This window comes from Mycolicibacterium anyangense (assembly GCF_010731855.1).
Taxonomy (GTDB): Bacteria; Actinomycetota; Actinomycetes; order Mycobacteriales; family Mycobacteriaceae; genus Mycobacterium; species Mycobacterium anyangense.
Genome location: NZ_AP022620.1, coordinates 1697468 through 1716953 on the forward strand (window position 1 = coordinate 1697468; position 19486 = coordinate 1716953).

The 19486-nt window shown below is 68.2% G+C and carries 18 protein-coding genes; 4 read left to right on the plus strand and 14 right to left on the minus strand.

Going from position 1 to position 19486, the window contains the following annotated elements; genetic code table 11:
- Positions 1-35: 35 nt before the first annotated feature.
- Together tyrS and G6N35_RS08050 are read right to left on the minus strand one after the other, a co-directional pair.
- On the minus strand, positions 36-1307 hold the full coding sequence (gene tyrS / locus G6N35_RS08045; protein WP_163803780.1) for a tyrosine--tRNA ligase: 1272 nt from the start codon (positions 1305-1307) through the stop codon (positions 36-38).
- A 27-nt stretch (positions 1308-1334) separates the two neighbouring features.
- Complete coding sequence (locus G6N35_RS08050; protein WP_246224564.1) at positions 1335-1955, minus strand: DNA-3-methyladenine glycosylase; 621 nt, start codon at positions 1953-1955, stop codon at positions 1335-1337.
- Between the two features lie 50 nt (positions 1956-2005).
- Between G6N35_RS08050 and G6N35_RS08055 the strand changes: the two genes are divergently transcribed.
- The 3 genes from G6N35_RS08055 to G6N35_RS08065 are packed head-to-tail and all read left to right on the plus strand — an operon-like array spanning position 2006 to position 4115.
- Positions 2006-2770, plus strand: a complete 765-nt coding sequence (locus tag G6N35_RS08055; protein WP_163803782.1) for an ABC transporter ATP-binding protein — start codon at positions 2006-2008, stop codon at positions 2768-2770.
- Positions 2704-3522, plus strand: a complete 819-nt coding sequence (locus G6N35_RS08060; protein WP_163803783.1) for an ABC transporter permease — start codon at positions 2704-2706, stop codon at positions 3520-3522. The genes G6N35_RS08055 and G6N35_RS08060 overlap by 67 nt, the downstream gene beginning before the upstream one ends.
- Positions 3519-4115, plus strand: a complete 597-nt coding sequence (locus tag G6N35_RS08065) for a TetR/AcrR family transcriptional regulator (RefSeq protein WP_163803784.1) — start codon at positions 3519-3521, stop codon at positions 4113-4115. Before G6N35_RS08060 ends, G6N35_RS08065 begins: the two co-directional genes overlap by 4 nt.
- On the opposite strand, the gene G6N35_RS08070 is transcribed toward G6N35_RS08065, so the two are convergent.
- From G6N35_RS08070 to G6N35_RS08080, 3 genes are all read right to left on the minus strand, one after another.
- On the minus strand, positions 4112-4312 hold the full coding sequence (locus G6N35_RS08070; protein ID WP_163807545.1) for a Trm112 family protein: 201 nt from the start codon (positions 4310-4312) through the stop codon (positions 4112-4114). The genes G6N35_RS08065 and G6N35_RS08070 overlap by 4 nt on opposite strands.
- A gap of 8 nt (positions 4313-4320) precedes the next feature.
- Positions 4321-4836 (minus strand): hypothetical protein, encoded by a 516-nt coding sequence (locus tag G6N35_RS08075; RefSeq protein WP_163803785.1) that lies wholly within the window; start codon positions 4834-4836, stop codon positions 4321-4323.
- A gap of 71 nt (positions 4837-4907) precedes the next feature.
- The gene (locus G6N35_RS08080; RefSeq protein ID WP_407664518.1) at positions 4908-7889 is read right to left on the minus strand and encodes an acyl-CoA synthetase; all 2982 of its coding nucleotides are present in this window, start codon (positions 7887-7889) and stop codon (positions 4908-4910) included.
- Between the two features lie 114 nt (positions 7890-8003).
- On the opposite strand from G6N35_RS08080, the gene G6N35_RS08085 reads away from it, so the two are divergent.
- Positions 8004-9785, plus strand: coding sequence for an ABC-F family ATP-binding cassette domain-containing protein (locus G6N35_RS08085; protein ID WP_163803787.1), 1782 nt, complete (start codon positions 8004-8006; stop codon positions 9783-9785).
- A 10-nt stretch (positions 9786-9795) separates the two neighbouring features.
- On the opposite strand, the gene G6N35_RS08090 is transcribed toward G6N35_RS08085, so the two are convergent.
- The 9 genes from G6N35_RS08090 to argC are packed head-to-tail and all read right to left on the minus strand — an operon-like array spanning position 9796 to position 19398.
- Complete coding sequence (locus G6N35_RS08090; protein ID WP_163803788.1) at positions 9796-11028, minus strand: MFS transporter; 1233 nt, start codon at positions 11026-11028, stop codon at positions 9796-9798.
- A complete protein-coding gene (gene argH, locus G6N35_RS08095; RefSeq protein ID WP_163803789.1) occupies positions 11025-12434 on the minus strand; it encodes an argininosuccinate lyase in 1410 nt (469 codons plus the stop codon). Before argH ends, G6N35_RS08090 begins: the two co-directional genes overlap by 4 nt.
- A complete protein-coding gene (locus G6N35_RS08100) occupies positions 12431-13639 on the minus strand; it encodes an argininosuccinate synthase (protein ID WP_163803790.1) in 1209 nt (402 codons plus the stop codon). Before G6N35_RS08100 ends, argH begins: the two co-directional genes overlap by 4 nt.
- Positions 13640-13679: 40 nt before the next feature.
- Positions 13680-14165, minus strand: a complete 486-nt coding sequence (locus G6N35_RS08105) for an arginine repressor (protein ID WP_163803791.1) — start codon at positions 14163-14165, stop codon at positions 13680-13682.
- Positions 14162-15091 carry an ornithine carbamoyltransferase gene (gene argF, locus G6N35_RS08110; protein ID WP_163803792.1) on the minus strand — a complete coding sequence of 310 codons (930 nt, stop codon included), beginning with the start codon at positions 15089-15091 and terminating at the stop codon, positions 14162-14164. Before argF ends, G6N35_RS08105 begins: the two co-directional genes overlap by 4 nt.
- Positions 15088-16278, minus strand: a complete 1191-nt coding sequence (locus tag G6N35_RS08115) for an acetylornithine transaminase (protein ID WP_163803793.1) — start codon at positions 16276-16278, stop codon at positions 15088-15090. The genes argF and G6N35_RS08115 overlap by 4 nt, the downstream gene beginning before the upstream one ends.
- Positions 16275-17147, minus strand: a complete 873-nt coding sequence (argB, locus tag G6N35_RS08120) for an acetylglutamate kinase (protein WP_163803794.1) — start codon at positions 17145-17147, stop codon at positions 16275-16277. Before argB ends, G6N35_RS08115 begins: the two co-directional genes overlap by 4 nt.
- Entirely contained in the window at positions 17144-18352 is a 1209-nt protein-coding gene (gene argJ, locus G6N35_RS08125; RefSeq protein WP_163803795.1) for a bifunctional glutamate N-acetyltransferase/amino-acid acetyltransferase ArgJ, read from the minus strand. Before argJ ends, argB begins: the two co-directional genes overlap by 4 nt.
- Complete coding sequence (gene argC, locus G6N35_RS08130) at positions 18349-19398, minus strand: N-acetyl-gamma-glutamyl-phosphate reductase (protein WP_197748410.1); 1050 nt, start codon at positions 19396-19398, stop codon at positions 18349-18351. Before argC ends, argJ begins: the two co-directional genes overlap by 4 nt.
- Between the last annotated feature and the right edge of the window lie 88 nt (positions 19399-19486).

Sequence of the window (19486 nt, forward strand, 5' to 3'; positions counted from 1 at the left end):
CTGCTAGATCGGCGTTTCGAACTCGCTCACCTGGCTCAAACCCGCTGCACCCCAGCGATATTCCGCTTCCCGCGCCGCAGCACCAACCAGCTGCCGTGCAGAAAGTGGGACGGTTGTGCCACCCAGTCATCGGTGTCGACCTTGACGTTGTTGACCGACACCCCGCCCTCGGCGATAGTGCGCTTGGCCTCCTTCTTGCTGGCCGAGAGCCCGGTGGCCACCAGAAGGTCGACGATTCCGTCCGGAGCGCCAGGTTCGAGGGTGGCCACCGACGTCTCCCGCAGCGCGGCCGCCAGGGTCGCCTCGTCCAATCGCGACAGCTCACCGCGGCCGAACAATGCCTGTGACGCGTGCTCGACCGCGGCGGTCGCCTGCTCGCCGTGCACCAGCGTCGTGAGCTCCTGGGCCAGTCGGCGCTGGGCAGCCCGCTCGTGCGGTCGCTCAGCGGTGGCCACCTCCAACTCCCCCAACTCGTCGGCCGAAAGGAACGTGAACCAGCGCAAATACCGGATCACGTCGGCGTCGGCGGTGTTGACGAAGTACTGGTACCAGGCATACGGACTGGTCATCTCCGGGTCCAGCCAAAGGCTGCCGCCACCGGTGGACTTACCGAATTTCGTGCCGTCGGCAGATGTGACCAACGGCACGGTCATCGCGTGCACGGCCGCGCCCAACTTCTGCCGGACCAATCGAACACCGGCAATGATGTTGCCCCACTGATCGGAGCCGCCGACCTGCAGTGAGCAGCCGTACCGCTGGTGCAACTCCACGTAGTCGTTGGCCTGCAGCAGCATGTAGCTGAACTCGGTGTAGGAGATTCCGTCGCCGTCGAGCCGGCGGCGGATGGTGTCCCGGTCGAGCATCACATTCACCGAGAAGTGCTTGCCGATGTCGCGCAGGAACTCGATGGCACTGAGTTGGCCGGTCCAGTTCAGGTTGTTCTCGACGATCGCACCCGTCGCAGAGCCGTCGAAATCGACGAACCGCTCGAGCTGGCCGCGGATGCGGTCGGACCACTCGGCCACCGTGTCGGTGGTGTTCATGGTCCGCTCGCCGACATCACGTGGATCACCGATCAATCCCGTTGCGCCACCGGCCAACACGATCGGACGGTGACCGGCCCGCTGAAAACGCTGCAGTGTGAGCAACGGAACAAGGTGTCCCGCATGCAAGCTCGGCCCGGTGGGGTCGAATCCGGCATAGACCGTCATCGGTGGCTGGGCCGCCGCGGCGGCCAGTGCATCGAGATCGGTGGACTGCGCGATCAGCCCCCGCCAACCCAACTCGTCGAGAATCGTCGTGCTCATGGGTTGATCTTCCCGTATCGGACTGGCTCAGTCGCTCGCGCCCGGTTGTGGGGCACGCGGACTGCGCCGGTAGGCAGACACTTCCGGACGTCCGGTCAGCCAGAACCGCCAGGGCCGATCGGCAGCCTGACTGACTCCGACCCGCGGCCCGCAGCTGTCCGGGCCGGGGTGGCCGAGGTGCACCGTGACCGGCGACCCGGCGTCGAAGACGTCGACCCCGTTGTCGTCCATCCCGATCGCCAGCGCCGAACACAGATTGCCCGGGCCGCGGGCAAGGTCGAACGCACGAACCGATGTTCCCCGTCTGGTTTGCGCCGCCTCGAACCCCGATTCGATGGCCGCCGCCCGCAACAGAACGGCGGCCGCAGCACCGTCCGGGCCGCACGACACATTGGCACAGACGTGGATGCCGTGACTGCGATAGGTGTAGAGCCGACCGGGCGGCCCGAACATGACGGTGTTGCGAACCGTGGGCCCACGGTAGGAATGCGCGGCCGCATCCGGCCATGGCCCGTCCGGTGGTCCGCCGTAGGCCTCGACCTCGACGATCAGCGCGCTCACCCCGCGGCAATTGATCACCCCACCGAGCAGTCGCCGGGCGGCCCTCACCGGGTCGGTGGTCAGTAGCTCGGCGGTCACGACAGGGATTGTGCCCGTTTTCGTTGACAAGGCGACATGCCGGGCGCATTATTCACCCTGTGATGAGTTCATCGAATGATGAATTATTGTCCGGGCAGTCGGACGGAGCCGTACACATCCGGAATCTGCGGGTGCTCCGCGGCAAGCGGGTCGCCTTGCACGACTTCTCCGTCGACATCGCCCGCGGGACGGTGACCGGCCTGCTCGGGCCATCCGGTTGTGGCAAGACCACACTGATCCGCAGCATCGTCGGGACCCAGATCGTCGCGTCGGGCACGGTGACGGTGCTCGGTCACCCGGCAGGATCTCCCCCACTTCGGCGCCGGGTGGGTTACGTCACCCAGGACCCGACCATCTACAACGACCTGAAGGTCGCAGACAACGTGCGCTACTTCGCCGCGCTCTACGGCGCACACAGCTCGGCCGCCGACGAGGCAGTCGACAGCGTCGGGCTCGGCGATCACGCGTCCGCGTACTGCGGCAACCTCTCCGGTGGCCAACGGGCCCGGGTCTCGCTGGCCTGTGCCCTGGTCGGCCGTCCCGACCTGCTAGTGCTCGACGAGCCGACCGTCGGCCTCGACCCCGTCCTCCGTGCCGACCTGTGGTCACAGTTTCATGCCCTGGCCCGCCGCGGTACCACGCTGCTGGTGTCCAGCCATGTGATGGATGAGGCCGACCACTGTGCTGACCTGCTGCTCATGCGTGAAGGCCGACTGCTGGCCCACACCACACCCACCCGGCTACGAGAGGACACCGGATGTCCATCACTGGAGGAAGCGTTCCTGTCCGTCATCCGGCGCACCACCGCCAGCCCAACCGGCTGAGCCCGCGCGCCTACCTTGCGACGACGACCCGGATCTTGCGGCAGCTTCGGTCAGATCACCGCAGCATCGCGATGATCCTCGTCGTCCCCAGCGCGGTGATCGCCTTGATGTACTTCATGTTCTCCGATGTGCCGAGCAGGCCCGGCGCCGTCTCGCCGTTCCACAATGCGTGCCTGATCCTGCTCGGCCTGTTTCCGTTGTTCGTGATGTTCCTCATCACCTCGATCACCATGCAGCGCGAGCGGGCCTCCGGCACGTTGGAGCGCATCCTCACCACTCCGCTGCGCCGCCTCGACCTGCTCGCCGCCTACGGCAGCGCGTTTTCCCTCGCCGCGGCAGCGCAGGCCACCCTGGCATGTGTGGTGTCGTTCTGGCTGCTCGGCTTCCAGACCGAGGGCAGCCCGCTGTGGGTGTTCGTGATCGCGGTGATCAACGCCATCCTCGGAGTGGGTCTGGGACTGCTGGCGAGTGCGTTTGCGCGCACCGAATTCCAGGCGGTGCAGTTCATGCCGGTGGTGATCGTTCCCCAATTGCTGCTGGCCGGGATCATCGTGCCCAGGTCGCTCATGCCGACCTGGCTGGAGTGGATCAGCAATGCGATGCCGGCCAGCTATGCGTTGGAGGCGCTGCAGCAGGTCAGCGCTCATACCGAACTGACCGGCATCGCGGTGCGCGACATGCTGGTCGTGCTCGGCTTTGCTTCGGTGGCGTTGGCGCTGGCGGCCGCCACGCTGCGGCGGCGGACCCCGTGAGGCGCCCGGGACGCCCGGCGGGCAACACCTCCGACACCCGCGAACGCATCCTGACAAACGCCCGGGAGTTGTTCGCGCGCAATGGAATCGACAAGACCTCGATTCGCACCATCGCTGCTGCGGCCGGGGTGGACTCGGCGCTGGTGCACCACTATTTCGGCACCAAACAGCAGTTGTTCGCCGCGGCCATCCGGATGCCGATCGACCCGACCGTCGTGATCGCCCGGATGCGGGAGACCCCGCTGACCGACCTCGGCCACACCCTGCCGGCCACCCTGGTCGCGTTATGGGACTCCGAGATGGGTGACGCCCTGGTGGCCACCATGCGGTCCATGCTGGCCGGTGCCGACGTCGGTCTGATCCGGACGTTCATCGAGGACGTGATCACCGCCGAGATCGCTCCGCGCGTCGACAGTCCGGCCGGCACCGGCCGACTGCGGGTGCAGTTCGTCGCCTCGCAGATGCTCGGTGTCGCGATCGCCCGCTACATCGTGGTCGTCGAGCCGTTCGCCTCGCTACCACCCGAGCAGATCGCCGCGGTGATCGGCCCCACCCTGCAGCGCTACCTCACCGGCGACTTGCCCACGCTCTAGGAAGCCGAGCCCGCTATCAGGCGCTCGTGCTCCTGCGGGCTGACGTCGACGGCCTCGTCGACCAACAACACCGGGATGCCGTCTTCGACGCGGTACGCCTTGTGCAGGCGCGGGTTGTAGAGCAGGCCATCGACTAACAGCAGCGGGCCACGGTCAGCCGGGCACACCAGGATGCTGAGAAGCTTGTCGTCCAGCACGGCGTCCACTACTGGCCCGGGATGTTCGGACTGCCGTCCGACGGCATCTGGCCGGCACCCATCACGGCATTGTTCTGCTGACGCTGCTGCGCCTGCTGCAGCAGCTGCATCTGAGCCAGGATCTTCTGCTGGTAGCCCAAGGTGTCCTGAAGCGCCTCGATCAGCGGTTTCTGATTCGGGCGGTACTGCAGCGCGTTCTGGATCTCGGCGATATTGCTCTTCGACGGCTTGATGCCCTGTGCCCGCAACTTCATCACCGACTTGATCAGGTTGGACAGCTGGCCGCCGCCGGCGCCCTGGTCGTAGTTCTGGTCGATGAAGAGCAGCATCTCGTCGGCGCTCTGGAACTGCGGGACGCCGTTGGCATCCGCTGTCGCCGACGTCGTCGGGGTGGCCGGTGCGGTGCTCGGATCAGCCAGCGCCTGCTGGGTGCCCACGCCGACAAGCAGCCCAGCTGTCAGGGCACCGATCGCCGTGCCGCGGGCGGCGCGACGCCAGTGACGTGAAACTGTCTGGGTTGTCATGCATTCCTCCGACGCGTGGCGATCTGAGACTCCCGGCGAGCCTAACAGTGCGGCACGAGCTGGGCAGAAGCTCAGCTCTGGGTACCCGCCAGCTGCGCCCGTGCCGCGGCCGTGAGCCGCTTGTACTTCCCCGTATCGGCGTCCAGCAGCCAGCTGTTACGGGTCGCCTTGGGGATTCCGGCCTTGCGCAGCGGTGTCACCGTCGGCCGGTAGGTCGCGGTCAGCGGCAGTTCCGCCACCACGTGGATGATGTCGGGGGCCAGTCCGACGGGCATACCCGTCACCGCCTCGGTGAGGTCGGCGGCGGTCACACTGGCTCCGGGCCGCAACGCGAGCGCGGTGACCGCCAGGGTGCCGTCCGGCGCGTCGACACCGTAGGTCGCCGCCAGATCCACTGCCGGGATGCGGCTGACGGCCTCGGTGCACGGCTCGGGGAACACCACACCGCGGCGGGTGCGGATCAGCAGATTGCGATTCCCGAGCAGCCAGTAGTCGCCGTCGGCGTCACGGCGGAACACGTACTCGGTGGATATCCAGGTGTCACTGGGGGCGAAGACACTGCGCTTGACCGAGGCGGTGGGATCGATCGGGCCGCGCGGCTTGGCCAGCAGCAACCCCACCTGGTTGGGTTCGGCGACCTTCACGAAACCGCGGTCACCTTCGAGGATCAGGTCGTCGTCGGCGTCGTAGGCGGCCAGCTCCACCTCACCGCCGCCGGGCAGCGGGCGGCCCTTGCTCCCGACCTTGGCGCCGGCGACGTTGGCCAGCACCGCCTGCCCATCGGTGGTGGCGAAGAACTCGACGATGTTGGCCGGCGTGAACGCGTCGATGACCCGCTGCCACAGCCCGGTCGGCATGCCCGAGCCGATGAACAACCGGACAGGGTGGTTGCCGCGAGAGAACAGGCCGGGCTCAACTATGCCATCGAGGACCTCCCGCAGCATCGCCCAGGTGTAGGACACCACCGTCACGCCGTACTGGCGGATCTCGGCGGAGAACCGGTCAGGCTGCAGACCGCGGGACAGGGCGATGCGGGCGCCGCCGACCACAGCGCCGCCGAGGCTGACCAGCAGGCCCGACTGGTGATGCAGCGGTGTCAGGCAATAGACGGTGTCGCTGCGGCCCAGCGCGGCCGCCGACGCGGTGCCGAACGCGGAGAGCGCCCAGCGATAGTTGGTGATCTGCTTGGGTACCAATCCACCGCCGACGGTGCTGAACGCGACGAAGGCCAGGTCGCGGGCGAACCCCGGGTTGGGCCGGTACCAGCCCGGAAGCGACACGGCGTCGGGGTCGATCTTCTCCATGTCGATCACACCGCTGTCCTGCGGCAGGTTGAGGTCGCGGGTCTCGCCACCGCCGAGCACCAGGATCTGCACCGGTAGCGTGCGGGCGACCTCGAGGGTGCCCGGGTCGGTGATCACCTCGGTGACCCCACCGAGGCGGACCGCCTCGGCGAGGTCGGCGTCCGGCGGCATCAGCACGGCCACGGCGCCCAGCCGCGACAGGGCGGCGATCGCGACGAGCGCCGACGGTCGGGTATCCATCAAGACGCCGACGCGGACACCCTGGCGCACCCCGACCGCGATCAGGCCGCGCACCACGTTGTTGATCCGCCGGTTGACCGCCTGGTAGGTGTGCACCCGCCCGTCGAACAGCAGGAACTCACCGTTGGGCGCGCCATCGGCCTGTTCGTCGATGATGCGGCCCAGCGAGATGCGGGTGTGGTCGTTGATCTGGCCGAGTCGCACCAGTCGCGGCAGGGTGCGGGCGGTTTCGACGGCCAGCGTGCGCATCGACTTGTTGGTGGTGACGACGGCATCGGCGACACCGCGCACCAGGGATGCCGCCAGGCCGGAAGCCTCGGCGACGCCGTGCATGATCCGTGAACTCAGCGCCACCCCGGAGTCCTCCGGTTCGGCAGTGCTGTCCGGCATGGGTGAGATGGCGGCCGGTCGAGCGTCGCGCCCCGCGAGCCACAACACCCAGTCGGCCACCGTCGGCCAGGTCGCGGTGGCGGCTTTCGAACCGACCACCAGGCCGAAGTGGCCGGCCCGGATCATCACCTCGTACACATCGGCACCGGGCGCCGCGCGCTTGATCCCGCGCACCGAGGCGGGCTGCCCGATGTCGTCGACCTCGCCGACGAAGGCCAGCACCGGACAGGTGATGTCGGACAGCGTCACCAACTGCTCGTTGATGACGAAGCCGCCGGTCATCATCCGGTTGTGGGCGATGAACTGCTTGAGCAGTTCGGACACCGCCGGACCCGACCACGCGATCCAGCCCTCGCTGTCGAGGAACCGGCGCTGCTGTTCTCGGGGCAGCAGTGCCTCGCGGTCGTGGAGCTGGCGCACGAAATCGATGCGGGCCTTGGCGGTCTTGAGCGGATCGAGCATCTGAAACCCGGTGCGCGCCAACCATCCCGGGATGTCGATTCGGTTGAACACGTGATCGGCCATGAAGTCGGCGGCCACCGCACCCAAGTTGGGCGGGATACCCATGGGCAGCGCAGCCAGGGTGTCCACCGGTGAGCCGAACGCCACGATGCTGGCGATGTCCTTGCTCTGCCGGTAGGCCGCGGTCTGGTAGCAGAACATGCCGCCTTGGGAGTAGCCGGCCAGGTGCACGCTCTGGCCGGTGGCCTCCTTGACGGCGTCGATCGCCTCGTTGAGCGCGACGATGTGGTCGGTCAGGGTGCGTTCCATCCCGCCCTCGACTTCGTCGGGTGACCCGAAGTCGATCACCCACGGATCGATACCTGCGGCATGCAGGATGCCGACCGCGCCGTCCTCCTGGGTGACGTCCCACATGTTGGCCGACATCATCATCGGGTGGACCATCAGCACCGGTGGTCCCGCGGGCGGCTGGCCAGGCCGGGCATCCGGCGGGAAGTAGCGCCGCAGCTTGTACATCGGCTTGCTCTCGACGATCTGGAACGGCGAGGGCACCACACCGGTTTCCAGTCCGCCCCAGCGCAATACCTCAAAGCCGTTCTGGGCGGTCGCCATCAGACGTTCGACAGGCCTGGTGACCGCCGACAAGTTCAGATCCACGAACTGCTCCCCTGTCCACCATCTCTGCTGCATGCGGCCCCCGACAGCCTGCACATCATGGCACAGCGCAGGTGTGCCTCCTGCCACTTTCGTCTCACCTATAGGGTCGTTGCGGTGGCACACCTGCTAGGGGCCGAAGCCCTTCATCTCGAGTATCCGACTCAGGTGGTCTTCGAGTCCGTGACCGTCGGCGTCAACGAAGGCGACCGGGTCGGAATCGTGGGCCGTAACGGGGACGGAAAGTCCAGTCTGATGGGCATGCTGACCGGCCGGATCACCCCGGATTCCGGTCGGGTAACACGCCGCGGCGGGGTGCGGGTGGCCGCCCTGGACCAGGCCGACACGCTCGACCCGGCGACCACGGTCGGGACCGCACTGGTCGGCGAGCAGGCCGAGCACGAGTGGGCGGGCAACGCCCGGGTGCGTGACGTCGTGGACGGACTGGTCTCCGATATCGACTGGCAGACACCGGCCGGGTCGCTGTCCGGTGGACAGCGCCGCCGGGTCCAGCTGGCCGCCCTGTTGATCGGCGACTGGGATGTGATCGCGCTCGACGAACCGACCAACCACCTCGACGTCGAGGGCATCACCTGGCTGGCCGGGCATCTGAAGAACCGCTGGCCCCGTAGTGCCGGCGGTCTGCTGCTGGTCACCCACGACCGCTGGTTCCTCGACGAGGTCGCCACCACCACCTGGGAGGTGCATGACGGGATCGTCGAGCCCTTCGACGGCGGGTACGCCGCCTACGTCCTGCAGCGGGTCGAACGCGACCGGATCGCGGCAGCCAGCGAGGCCAAGCGTCAGAACCTGATGCGCAAGGAACTCGCGTGGCTGCGGCGCGGCGCACCCGCACGGACCTCCAAGCCGAAGTTCCGCATCGACGCCGCCAACCAGCTGATCGAGGACGTACCGCCGATCCGCAACGGGGTCGAGTTGGCCAAACTGGCGACCGCGCGGCTGGGCAAGGACGTCGTCGACCTCCTCGACGTCTCGGTGTCGTTCGGCGACAAGCCCGTGCTGCGCGACGTGGAGTGGCGTATCGCGCCCGGCGAGCGCACCGGAATCCTCGGCGCCAACGGCGCCGGCAAGTCCACCCTGTTGGGTTTGATCGCGGGGACCCTCACCCCGGACACCGGCCGGGTCAAGCGCGGAAAGACCGTTCGGCTGGCCATCCTCGATCAGCAGTCCAGCCAGCTGGTCGAGATCGCCGGTGACCTGGTGCGCGATGTGGTCGGCCGGCTCAAGACGGACTATCAGGTGGACGGGAAGGACATCACCCCCACACAGTTGTTGGAGCGCTTGGGTTTTCGCCGCGATCAGCTCTCGTCGCGGGTGGGCGAGCTGTCCGGCGGTCAGCGCCGGCGCCTGCAGCTGATGCTGGTGTTGCTCGAGGAACCCAACGTACTGGTCCTCGACGAGCCGACCAACGATGTCGACATCGACATGCTCTCGGCCACCGAAGATCTCCTCGACTCGTGGCCGGGCACCCTGATCGTGGTCTCCCATGACCGCTATCTGCTGGAGCGTGTCACCGATCAGCAATACGCGGTGATCGACGGCCACCTGCGTCACCTGCCCGGCGGGGTGGACGAATACCTGCGGATCGCCGCTCGCCGGCGCAGCGGCGAGCCGACCGGGTCGGCGCCTGCCGGTCCGCCGGCGACCACCGCGCTGTCGGGGGCCGAATTGCGTTCGGTGGAAAAGGAAATCGCCGCCCTGGACCGTTCGTTGGGCAAGTTGTCGGACCGGGTCAACGCCAAGCACGTCGAACTGGCCGAACACGACCAGTCCGACCATGTCGGGCTCGGCCGGCTGACCCAGGAACTGCGCGCACTGGAAGACGAGGTCACCGAGAAGGAGGCCCGCTGGCTGGAGCTGTCCGAGCTGATCGAATAGCTCTGGCCCCTCAGGGCCGGCGCCCGGCTGCGTCGGACAACGGGAACAGCGGCACCAGCAGCAGCCCCGATGCGGCGACCAGACCGCAGACCAGGATCGTCGTGCTGACGCCGGCCCAGGTGGCGAGCAACCCGAACCCGACACTGCCGACCGCCAACGAGCCCTGCAGGGTCAGCGTGTAGAAGGACGTCATCAAGCCGCGACTGTCATCCGGTGCAGCCGTCTGCACCGCCCACTGGTGAGCCACCGTCAGGATGCCCCAGCAGAATCCGGCGATCAGCAGAAAGGACGCGTCGAGCAGCATGCTGTCCCATCGGCTGATGCCGAGGACGGCAAGCGAGAACCCCACCAGCGCAGCCGAACTCAAGGTGGCCATCCGTGCCCGTTCCTGCATCCAGGGCATCGACGACACCGCCGACACCGTCCCCACAGCGAGCGCGGTCAGTAGCCCGCCGTAGCCGATCACCTCGGTCTGGATGTTCTCGCGGGCCTCCAACGGCAGCAACGCGACCATGCCCGAGCAGGGCAGCATGAAGACGGCCAGCCGGATCAGCGCGCCGTACAAGGGTCGCGACGCACGGAGCAACCGCCACCCGTCGATGAACGACGCCAGCGCCTCCCCGAACGAGCCGGTCGTCGTCGGCCGGTCGGATCTCGGCACCCGGCCGACGGCGGCCATCATCACGACATGCGACAGCATCCGGGTACCGAACACCACCACCGCACCCTTGAAACCGACCAGAACACCGCCCAGCAACGGACCGGCGACCTGAGCGAGCTTGTTGCTCAACGTGTTGAAGGAGATCGCGGCGACCAGCTGGTCGGCAGGCAGCAGGTCGTGCAGGAAGGGTTTCCACGCCGCCTGCTGGAACACCAGTCCGATCCCGATGAGGAACAGCCCTGCCAGCAACGAGCCGGCGCCGAGCAGTCCCCCGAACGTCAGGCCGGCCAGGCCGGCCGTCGCCAGCAGCATCCAGGTGTGTGCACCCAGCAGCAGCCGCCGGTGGCCGAAGCGGTCGGACATGATCCCGGCCGGTATCACGAGCAGCAGGAACGGCAGGCTGGTTGCCGTCTGGACCATGCTCACCAGCAGTGGGTTGGTGGTCAGCGACAGCATCACCCAGGCCGCGCCGAGCAGCAGGATGACCAAGCCGAAGTTGACCAGCAGGTTGGCCGACCACAATTCGCGGAACTGGCGTTGCGCAAAGAGCCGGTATCCCCCGCTCGACCCGGTGGTGCTCACCGCAGCCGCAGCCGCAACCTGTCCGCGGTCTCGCGCACAACGGCGAGCTGCTTGGCCACCTGCACCGGCGCTGTGCCACCGCGGGCGTCACGGGAGGACACCGATCCGTCCACGGTCAGGACCTCGCGCACCTGCGGGGTCAGCGCGTCGCTGATCTGGGCCAGCTCGTCGTCGGTGAGCTCGTCGAGACCCACCCCGCGGCCCTCGGCGGTGCGTACCGCCGCACCCGCGGCCTCATGCGCCACCCGGAACGGAACACCTTGGCGAACAAGCCATTCGGCGATGTCGGTGGCCAACGTATAGCCGGCCGGGGCCAGCGCGGCCATCCGCTCTTCGTCGAAGGTCAGGGTAGCGACCAGGCCGGCCATGGCGGGTAGCACCAGTTCGAGCTGGGCAACGGAGTCGAAGACCGGCTCCTTGTCCTCCTGCAGGTCGCGATTGTAAGCCAGCGGCTGCGCCTTGAGGGTGGCCAGCAGGCCGGTCAGGTTACCGATCAGCCGCCCGGCCTTGCCGCGCGCAAGTTCAGCGATGTCCGGGTTCTTCTTCTGCGGCATGATCGAACTGCCGGTCGACCACGAGTCGTGCAGCGTGACGTAGCCGAATTCGGTTGTGCTCCAGAGGATGATGTCCTCGGCCAGCCGGGAAAGGTCGACACCGATCATGGCGAGCACGAAGCCGGCCTCGGCGGCGAAGTCCCGGGAGGCGGTGGCGTCGATCGAATTATCGCTCGCCGCAGCGAATCCCAGCTCCTCGGCGATCGCGTCGGGATCCAGGCCCAGTGACGAGCCGGCCAGCGCTCCCGACCCGTAGGGCGACACCGCGGTGCGCCGGTCGAAGTCGACGATGCGGTCCACGTCGCGCAGCAGCGGGTGCGCATGGGCGAGCAGGTGGTGGGCCAGCAGCACCGGCTGGGCGGCCTGCAGGTGGGTCTTGCCGGGCATGATCGCGGTGGGGTGCGCGGCGGCCTGGGTGGCCAGCGCCGACACCACCTCCAGCGCACCGGCGGCAACCCGACCCATGGCGTCGCGCAACCACATTCGGAACAGGGTGGCCACCTGATCGTTGCGGGACCGGCCGGCCCGGAGCCGACCCCCGAGGTCAGCGCCGACCCGGTCGATCAGGCCACGCTCCAGCGCGCCGTGCACATCCTCGTCGGTGACCAGCGGGGCGAAACTGCCGTCGGCGACGTCGGCGCCCAGGCTGTCCAGGCCCGCCAACAGACCGTCGCGCTGCTCGTCGGTCAGCAGACCGGCGCGGTGAAGCACCTTGGCGTGCGCCTTGGAGGCGGCGATGTCGTAGGGGGCCAGCACCCAGTCGAAGTGGGTGGACTTACTCAGCGCCGCCAGTGCGGGCGACGGCCCATCGGCGAATCGCCCGCCCCACAACGACCCTTCGTTGGTGCTCACGGCTGATTGCCGGCCAGGTCCCGGCGGGCAGCGATCTTCGACGACAGACCATGCACGTGCACGAAGCCCTTGGCCGACGACTGGTCGAAGGTGTCGCCCTCGTCGTAGGTGGCCAGGTTGAAGTCGTACAGCGAGGTCGGGCTGCGGCGGCCGTTGACGGCGATGTGCCCGCCGTGCAGCACCATCCGGATCTCGCCGGTGACGTGCTTCTGCGTGTCGGCGACGAAGGCCTCGAGCGAGCGCTTGAGCGGCGAGAACCACAGGCCGTCGTACACCAGCTCGCCCCACTTGCGGTCGGTGCCGCGCTTGAACCGGCCGAGCTCGCGTTCCAGGGTGACGTGTTCGAGTTCGGTGTGGGCGGTGATCAGCACCATGGCACCAGGGGCTTCGTAGATTTCGCGGCTCTTGATGCCGACGAGCCGGTCCTCCACCACGTCCAGGCGGCCGACGCCCTGAGCTCCGGCACGGCGATTGAGCTCGACGATGGCCTCCAACACGGTCACCGGGTTGCCGTCGATCGACACCGGCACACCTTGCTCGAATCCGACGATCACCTCATCGGGGGTGTTCCAGTTGAGCGTCGGATCCTCGGTGTAGTCGTAGACGTCCTTGGTCGGCGCATTCCACAGGTGCTCGAGGAACCCGGTCTCCACCGCGCGGCCCCACACGTTCTGGTCGATCGAGAACGGCGAGCGCTTGGTGACGTTGATCGGGATCGCGTTCTCCTCAGCGAACGCGATGGCCTTCTCCCGGGTCCAGGCGTAGTCGCGGACCGGGGCGAGCACCTCCAGATGGGGTGCCAGCGAGGCGAAACCGACCTCGAAGCGGACCTGGTCATTGCCCTTGCCGGTGCAGCCGTGTGCGACGATGCCGCCACCGTGTTCACGAGCCGCCTCGACGAGGTGCTTGACGATCAACGGGCGGCTCAGCGCCGATACCAGCGGGTAGCGGTCCATGTACAGGGCGTTGGACTGGATGGCGGGCAGGCAGTACTGCTCGGCGAACTCGTCGCGGGCATCGACCACGACTGCCTCGACCGCACCGCAGTCCAGGGCGCGCTGACGGACGACGTCCATGTCCTCGCCGCCCTGGCCGAGGTCGATGGCCACGGCCACCACCTCTTTGCCGGTCTCCTTGCCGATCCAGCTGATGGCCACCGAGGTGTCCAGACCGCCGGAATACGCCAAGATGACGCGCTCGGACATGAAGTGTCTCCTTTGTACTGGGCTCTGATACTTCTGGGCTCTATCGGATGTTCTCGAACCTGGTGGCCAGCTCGGCGCCGGTCAACGGCTCCCGGGCCACCACCAGGATGGTGTCGTCGCCGGCAATGGTGCCGACGACATCGGGCAGCGCTGCCCGGTCGATCGCGCTGGCGAGGTAGTGCGCCGCTCCCGGCGGCGTACGCAGCACGGCGAGATTACCGCTGGCATCGGTCGACACCAACAGCTCACCCAGCAGTCGCGACATCCGCTCGGTGCCTCCCGACACCCCGCGCACCGGACTGCCGTCCTCGGGCACGACATACACGCCGACCCCACCGTCGGCGCCGCGCAACTTGACCGCGCCCAGCTCCTCGAGGTCACGCGACAGGGTGGCCTGGGTGACCTCGATCCCCTCGTCGGCCAACAGCGAGGCGAGCTCGCTTTGGCTGTGCACAGACTGCGCGGACAGGATCGCGACGATCCTGGCCTGCCTGCCGGCGCGGGTGGAGCTGACTTCCGTGGTCATCGCTTGTCCAGCAACCAGACCAGTAGTGCTTTTTGGGCATGCAACCGGTTCTCGGCCTCGTCCCAGACCGCACTGTGCGGCCCGTCGATCACCTCGTCGGTGATCTCGAACCCACGGTGCGCCGGAAGGCAATGCAGCACAACGGCTTCGGAATCGGCATGGGACAGCAGCTCGGCGTTGACCTGGAACGGCTTGAACGGGCCGACGCGATCGAGGCCGTCGTTCTCCTGGCCCATCGACGTCCAGGTGTCGGTGACCAGCACATCGGCGCCCTTGGCCGCCGCCGTGGCATCGGAGGTCAGCGTGACGGTGGCACCGGTCTGGGCGCCGCGCTGCTGCGCGGCAGCCACGAACCGGGGGTCGGGCTCGAAACCGGCCGGCGCGGCGATGGTCACGTGCACCCCGGCGGTGACTCCGCCCAGCATCAGCGAGTGCGCCATGTTGTTGGCGCCGTCGCCGAAGTAGGTCATCCGCAGCCCGTCCAGCGATCCCTTGCGCTCGGCCAGCGTCTGCAGGTCGGCGAGCACCTGGCAGGGGTGGAACTCGTCGGACAGCGCGTTGACCACCGGTGCGGTGGACGCCGACGCCATGGCGTTCAACCTCTTCTGTGCGAAGGTCCGCCAGACGATGGCGTCGACGTAGCGCGAGAGCACCCGGCCGGTGTCCTCCAGGGTTTCCTCGCGCCCGAGCTGGGTGGCGCGCCCGTCCACCACCACCGCGTGCCCGCCGAGCTGGGCGATCCCGATCTCGAAGGAGAACCGGGTGCGGGTGGAGTTCTTGTCGAAGATCACCGCGACCCCGCGCGGGCCCTCCAGCGGTCGCCGGCTCAGCGGTTCCTTCTTCAGGGCTGCCGCGAGGTCGAGCACCTCGGCCTGCTCGGCCGGTGACAGGTCGTCGTCGCGCAGGAAATGCCGAAGTGTGCTCATGGTGCTGCCTTTTCGAGGATGTCGGGCAGGGCGGAGAGGAAGCTGTCGATCTGCGCCTCGGTGATGATCAGCGGCGGGGCCAGCCGGATCACATCGGGTGCGGCGGCATTGACCAGGAATCCCGCGTCGCGGGCGGCGGTCTCGACGAGCTTGCCCTGCGGGGCAGTCAGCACCACACCACGCAGCAGTCCGCGGCCGCGCACGTGATCGATCAGCGGGTGATCCAACGCTTCGATGCCGTGGCTCAGTGTCTTGCCCAGCACGTCGGCGCGCTCGATGAGATCCTCGGCCGCCAGTACCCGCAGCACCGCCAGCGCGGCGGCAGTGCACACCGGGTTGCCGCCGAAGGTGCTGCCGTGCAAGCCCGGTGTCATCAGGTCGGCGGCCGCGCCGATGGCCAGGCACGCCCCGATCGGCAGCCCGCCACCCAGTCCCTTGGCCAGCGTGACGACGTCGGGGGTGATCCCGTCGTGCTGGTGGGCATAAAACGCTCCAGTACGCCCCACGCCTGTCTGCACCTCATCGAGCACCAGCAGCGCGCCGTGCCGGCTGGTGATCTCGCGGGCCGCGACGAGGTAGCCGGCCGGGGGCACGACGACACCGCCCTCCCCCATGATCGGTTCGAGGAACACTGCTGCGGTGTCGCCGTCGACGGCAGCCGCCAACGCCTCGACGTCGCCGTAGGGAACGTGGGTGACGAAGCCCGGAAGCGGTTCGAACGGCGCCTGTTTGGCAGGCTGGCCGGTGAGCGCCAGCGCGCCCATGGTGCGGCCGTGGAAGGCGTTCTCGGCGGCAACCACCTTGGTGCGTCCGGTCAGCCGGGTGAGTTTGAACGCGATCTCGTTGGCCTCGGCCCCGGAGTTGCAGAAGAACGCCCGCGCCGGCACACCGAGGTGGTCGACCAGCGATTCAGCCAGTGCGACACCGGGTTCGGTGGCGTACAGGTTCGAGGTGTGGCCAAGCGTGTTGAGCTGGGTGGTGACCGCGTCGATGACGGCCGGATGCCGATGCCCGAGGATGTTGACCGCGATCCCGGCCAGCAGGTCCACGTAGATCTTGCCGTTCTCGTCGGTGACCACGGCACCGTCACCGCTGACCAGCGCGACCGGCGGGGTGCCGTAGTTGTTCATCATGACCGCCTGCCAGCGGTCCAACAAGCTGTGCTGATTCCCCGAGTCGCCGCTCATGGCTTGACCACCTTCGTCCCCGTCCCCTCATCGGTGAACAGCTCCACCAGCACACAGTGCTCGACGCGGCCGTCGATGACGTGTGCACTGGGCACCCCGCCCTCGACGGCGCGCAGGCACGCCTCGATCTTGGGCACCATGCCGGACTCCAGACTGGGCAACAGCTGCGTCAATGTCGCGGTGTCGATGTTGCTGACCAGCGAGTCACGGTCGGGCCAGCGGGTGTACAGGCCTTCGACGTCGGTCAGCATCAACAGCTTCTCGGCGCCCAGCGCCTCGGCCAGCGCCGCGGCGGCGGTGTCGGCATTGATGTTGTGCACGACTCCGTCGGCATCCGGGGCGATCGTCGAGACCACCGGAATACGTCCCGCCGCAACGAGATCCATGACCGCAGCGGTGTTGACCCGGTCGACGTCGCCGACCAGTCCGATGTCGGTGGCCACCCCGTCCACGATGACGCTGCGCCGCACCGCAGTGAACAGCTGGGCGTCCTCGCCGGTCAGGCCGACCGCGTAGGGGCCGTGGGTGTTGATCAGGTTCACCAGCTCGCGACCGACCTGACCGAAGAGCACCATGCGGGCGACGTCGAGCACTTCCGGCGTGGTGACCCGGAAGCCGCCCTTGAAATCGCCTGCAATGCCGAGCTTCTTGAGCATCGCCGAGATCTGCGGGCCGCCGCCGTGAACCACGACCGGGTAGATCCCGACATTGCGCAGGAACACCATGTCGGCGGCGAACGCGGCCTTGAGCAGATCGTCGGTCATGGCGTTGCCGCCGTACTTGACCACGACGATCTTGCCGTGCAGCGCCTTGAGCCACGGCAGTGCCTCGGCGAGCACCGCCGCCTTGGTCTGAGTGCTGACGGTCATGAGCTGTAGGCCGAGTTCTCTTCGACGTAGGCGTGCGACAGGTCGGTGGTGCGGATGGTTGCCCGCCCGTCACCGAGGTTGAGGTCGACGGTGACATCGATGTCGGGTCCGGATAGGTCCACGTCGCGGGCACCGGGGGCGCCGGCACCCTCGACGCACACCGGGAAACCGTTGAACGACACGGTGATCCGCTGATGTTCGATGGGGAACGGCACCATGCCGACGGCCGCCAGCACCCGGCCCCAGTTCGGGTCGGAACCGAACAGCGCGGTCTTGACCAGGCTGTCGCGGGCGATCACCCGGGCCGCGGTGACGGCGTCGGCCTCGGTCGGCGCGCCGGTGACGGTGATCGCCACCCGCTTGGTCACGCCCTCGGCATCGGCCTGCAGCTGCGCACACAGGTCAGCACACACCCTCAGCACGGCATCGTCGAGTTCGTCCTGACTCGGCGCGATCTCGCTGGCACCGGAGGCCAACAGCAGCACCGTGTCGTTGGTGGAGCAACTGCCGTCGACGTCGAGCCGGTCGAAGGTCTTGGCGGCGGCGCGACGCAGGGCGGTGTCCAGCGCGGCCGGGTCGGCCACGGCGTCGGTGGTGAGCACCACCAGCATGGTGGCCAGCGACGGGGCCAGCATGCCCGCACCCTTGGCCATGCCGCCCACGGTCCAGTTCTGTCCCGAGCCCGGGGCATGATGCAGCGCAACCTGTTTGGGCACCGTGTCGGTGGTCATGATGGCCCGGGCGGCCTCCTCACCACCGGTGAGCCCGCCGCCGAGTTCGTGCACGATCTCGGTGACGCCGGCCAGCACCTTGTCCATCGGCAGCCGGTCGCCGATCAGTCCGGTCGAGCAGACGGCGACCTCGATCGGCCCGGTCTCGGTGCCCCATTCCGACAGTGCGGCGGCCACGGCCTCGGCGGTGGCGTGGGTGTCCTGGAATCCGGGCGCACCGGTGCACGCGTTGGCACCGCCGGAGTTCAGCAGCACCGCGCGCAGCCGGCCGGTGGTGAGCACCTGCTGGCTCCACAACACCGGGGCGGCCTTGACCTGGTTGCGGGTGAACACCCCGGCGGCGGCGTAGTCCGGTCCCTCGTTGAAGACCAGGGCCAGATCGAGTGCGCCGGATTTCTTGATGCCTGCGGCGATCCCGGTGGCGCGGAAGCCGGCCGGGGCGGTCACGCCCTGGGTGCGCAACAGCGTGCTCACGGTGCCACTCCCACGATCGACAGTCCTTCCGTCTCCGGCCAGCCCAACGCCAAGTTCATCGACTGCACCGCGGCCCCGGCGGTGCCTTTCACCAGGTTGTCGATGGCGCACACCGCCACCAGCACGCCGGCGTCGGCGTCGACGGCCACCGCCAGTTGGGCGGCATTGCTGCCGATCACCGAACCGGTGCGCGGCAGTTGCCCCTCCGGCAGCAGGTGGATGAACGGCTCTGCACTGTAAGCCTTGTCATACGCCGCCCGGATCTCCGAGGCCGACGCCGCGGTGCGGGCGGTGCAGGTCGCAAGAATGCCCCGCGATGTCGGGATCAGGACGGGGGTGAACGACACCGTCACCGGCCGGTCGGTCACCGCACGCAGCCCCTGGGCGATCTCCGGGGTGTGCCGGTGCACACCGGCGATGTTGTAGGCCCGGGCCGAGCCGATCACTTCCGAGCCCAGCAGGTCGACCTTGGCGGACTTGCCGGCTCCCGAGGTGCCGCTGACAGCGACCACGGTGACTGCCGGCTCGACCAGGTCGGCGGCCACGGCGGGCAGCAGCGCCAGCAGCGCCGCCGTCGGGTAGCAGCCGGGTACCGCGATGCGGGTGGCACCGCGCAACCGGTCCCGGTTGCCGGGCAGCTCCGGCAGGCCATAGGGCCAGCTGCCGGCATAGGGCGAACCGTAGAACCGCTCCCAGGCGGCGGCGTCGGTGAGCCGGAAGTCGGCGCCACAGTCGATGATCACGGTGTCGGGGCCCAGCTGCTCGGCCAGCTCCGCGGAATTGCCGTGCGGAAGCCCCAGGAACACCACGTCGTGGCCGGCCAGCAGGTCGGTGTCGGTGGGCTGTAGAACCCGGTCGGCCAGCGGCAGCAGGTGCGGATGGTGCTCGGACAGCGACGATCCGGCGCTGGCGGCCGCGGTGAGCGCGCCGATGGTCAGTCGGCCGTCGGCCAGGGCGGGGTGGCCGAGCAGCAGACGCAGGATCTCACCACCGGCATAACCGCTGGCACCGGCAACAGCCACCGAAGTCATGCAGCGATTCTGCATGGTTATGCATTCCAATGCAAATTCATTCCGGGCGCGCACGTCGAGATCGACGATATGGTGCTCCGCACTCGCACTCCTGCGCCCAAAC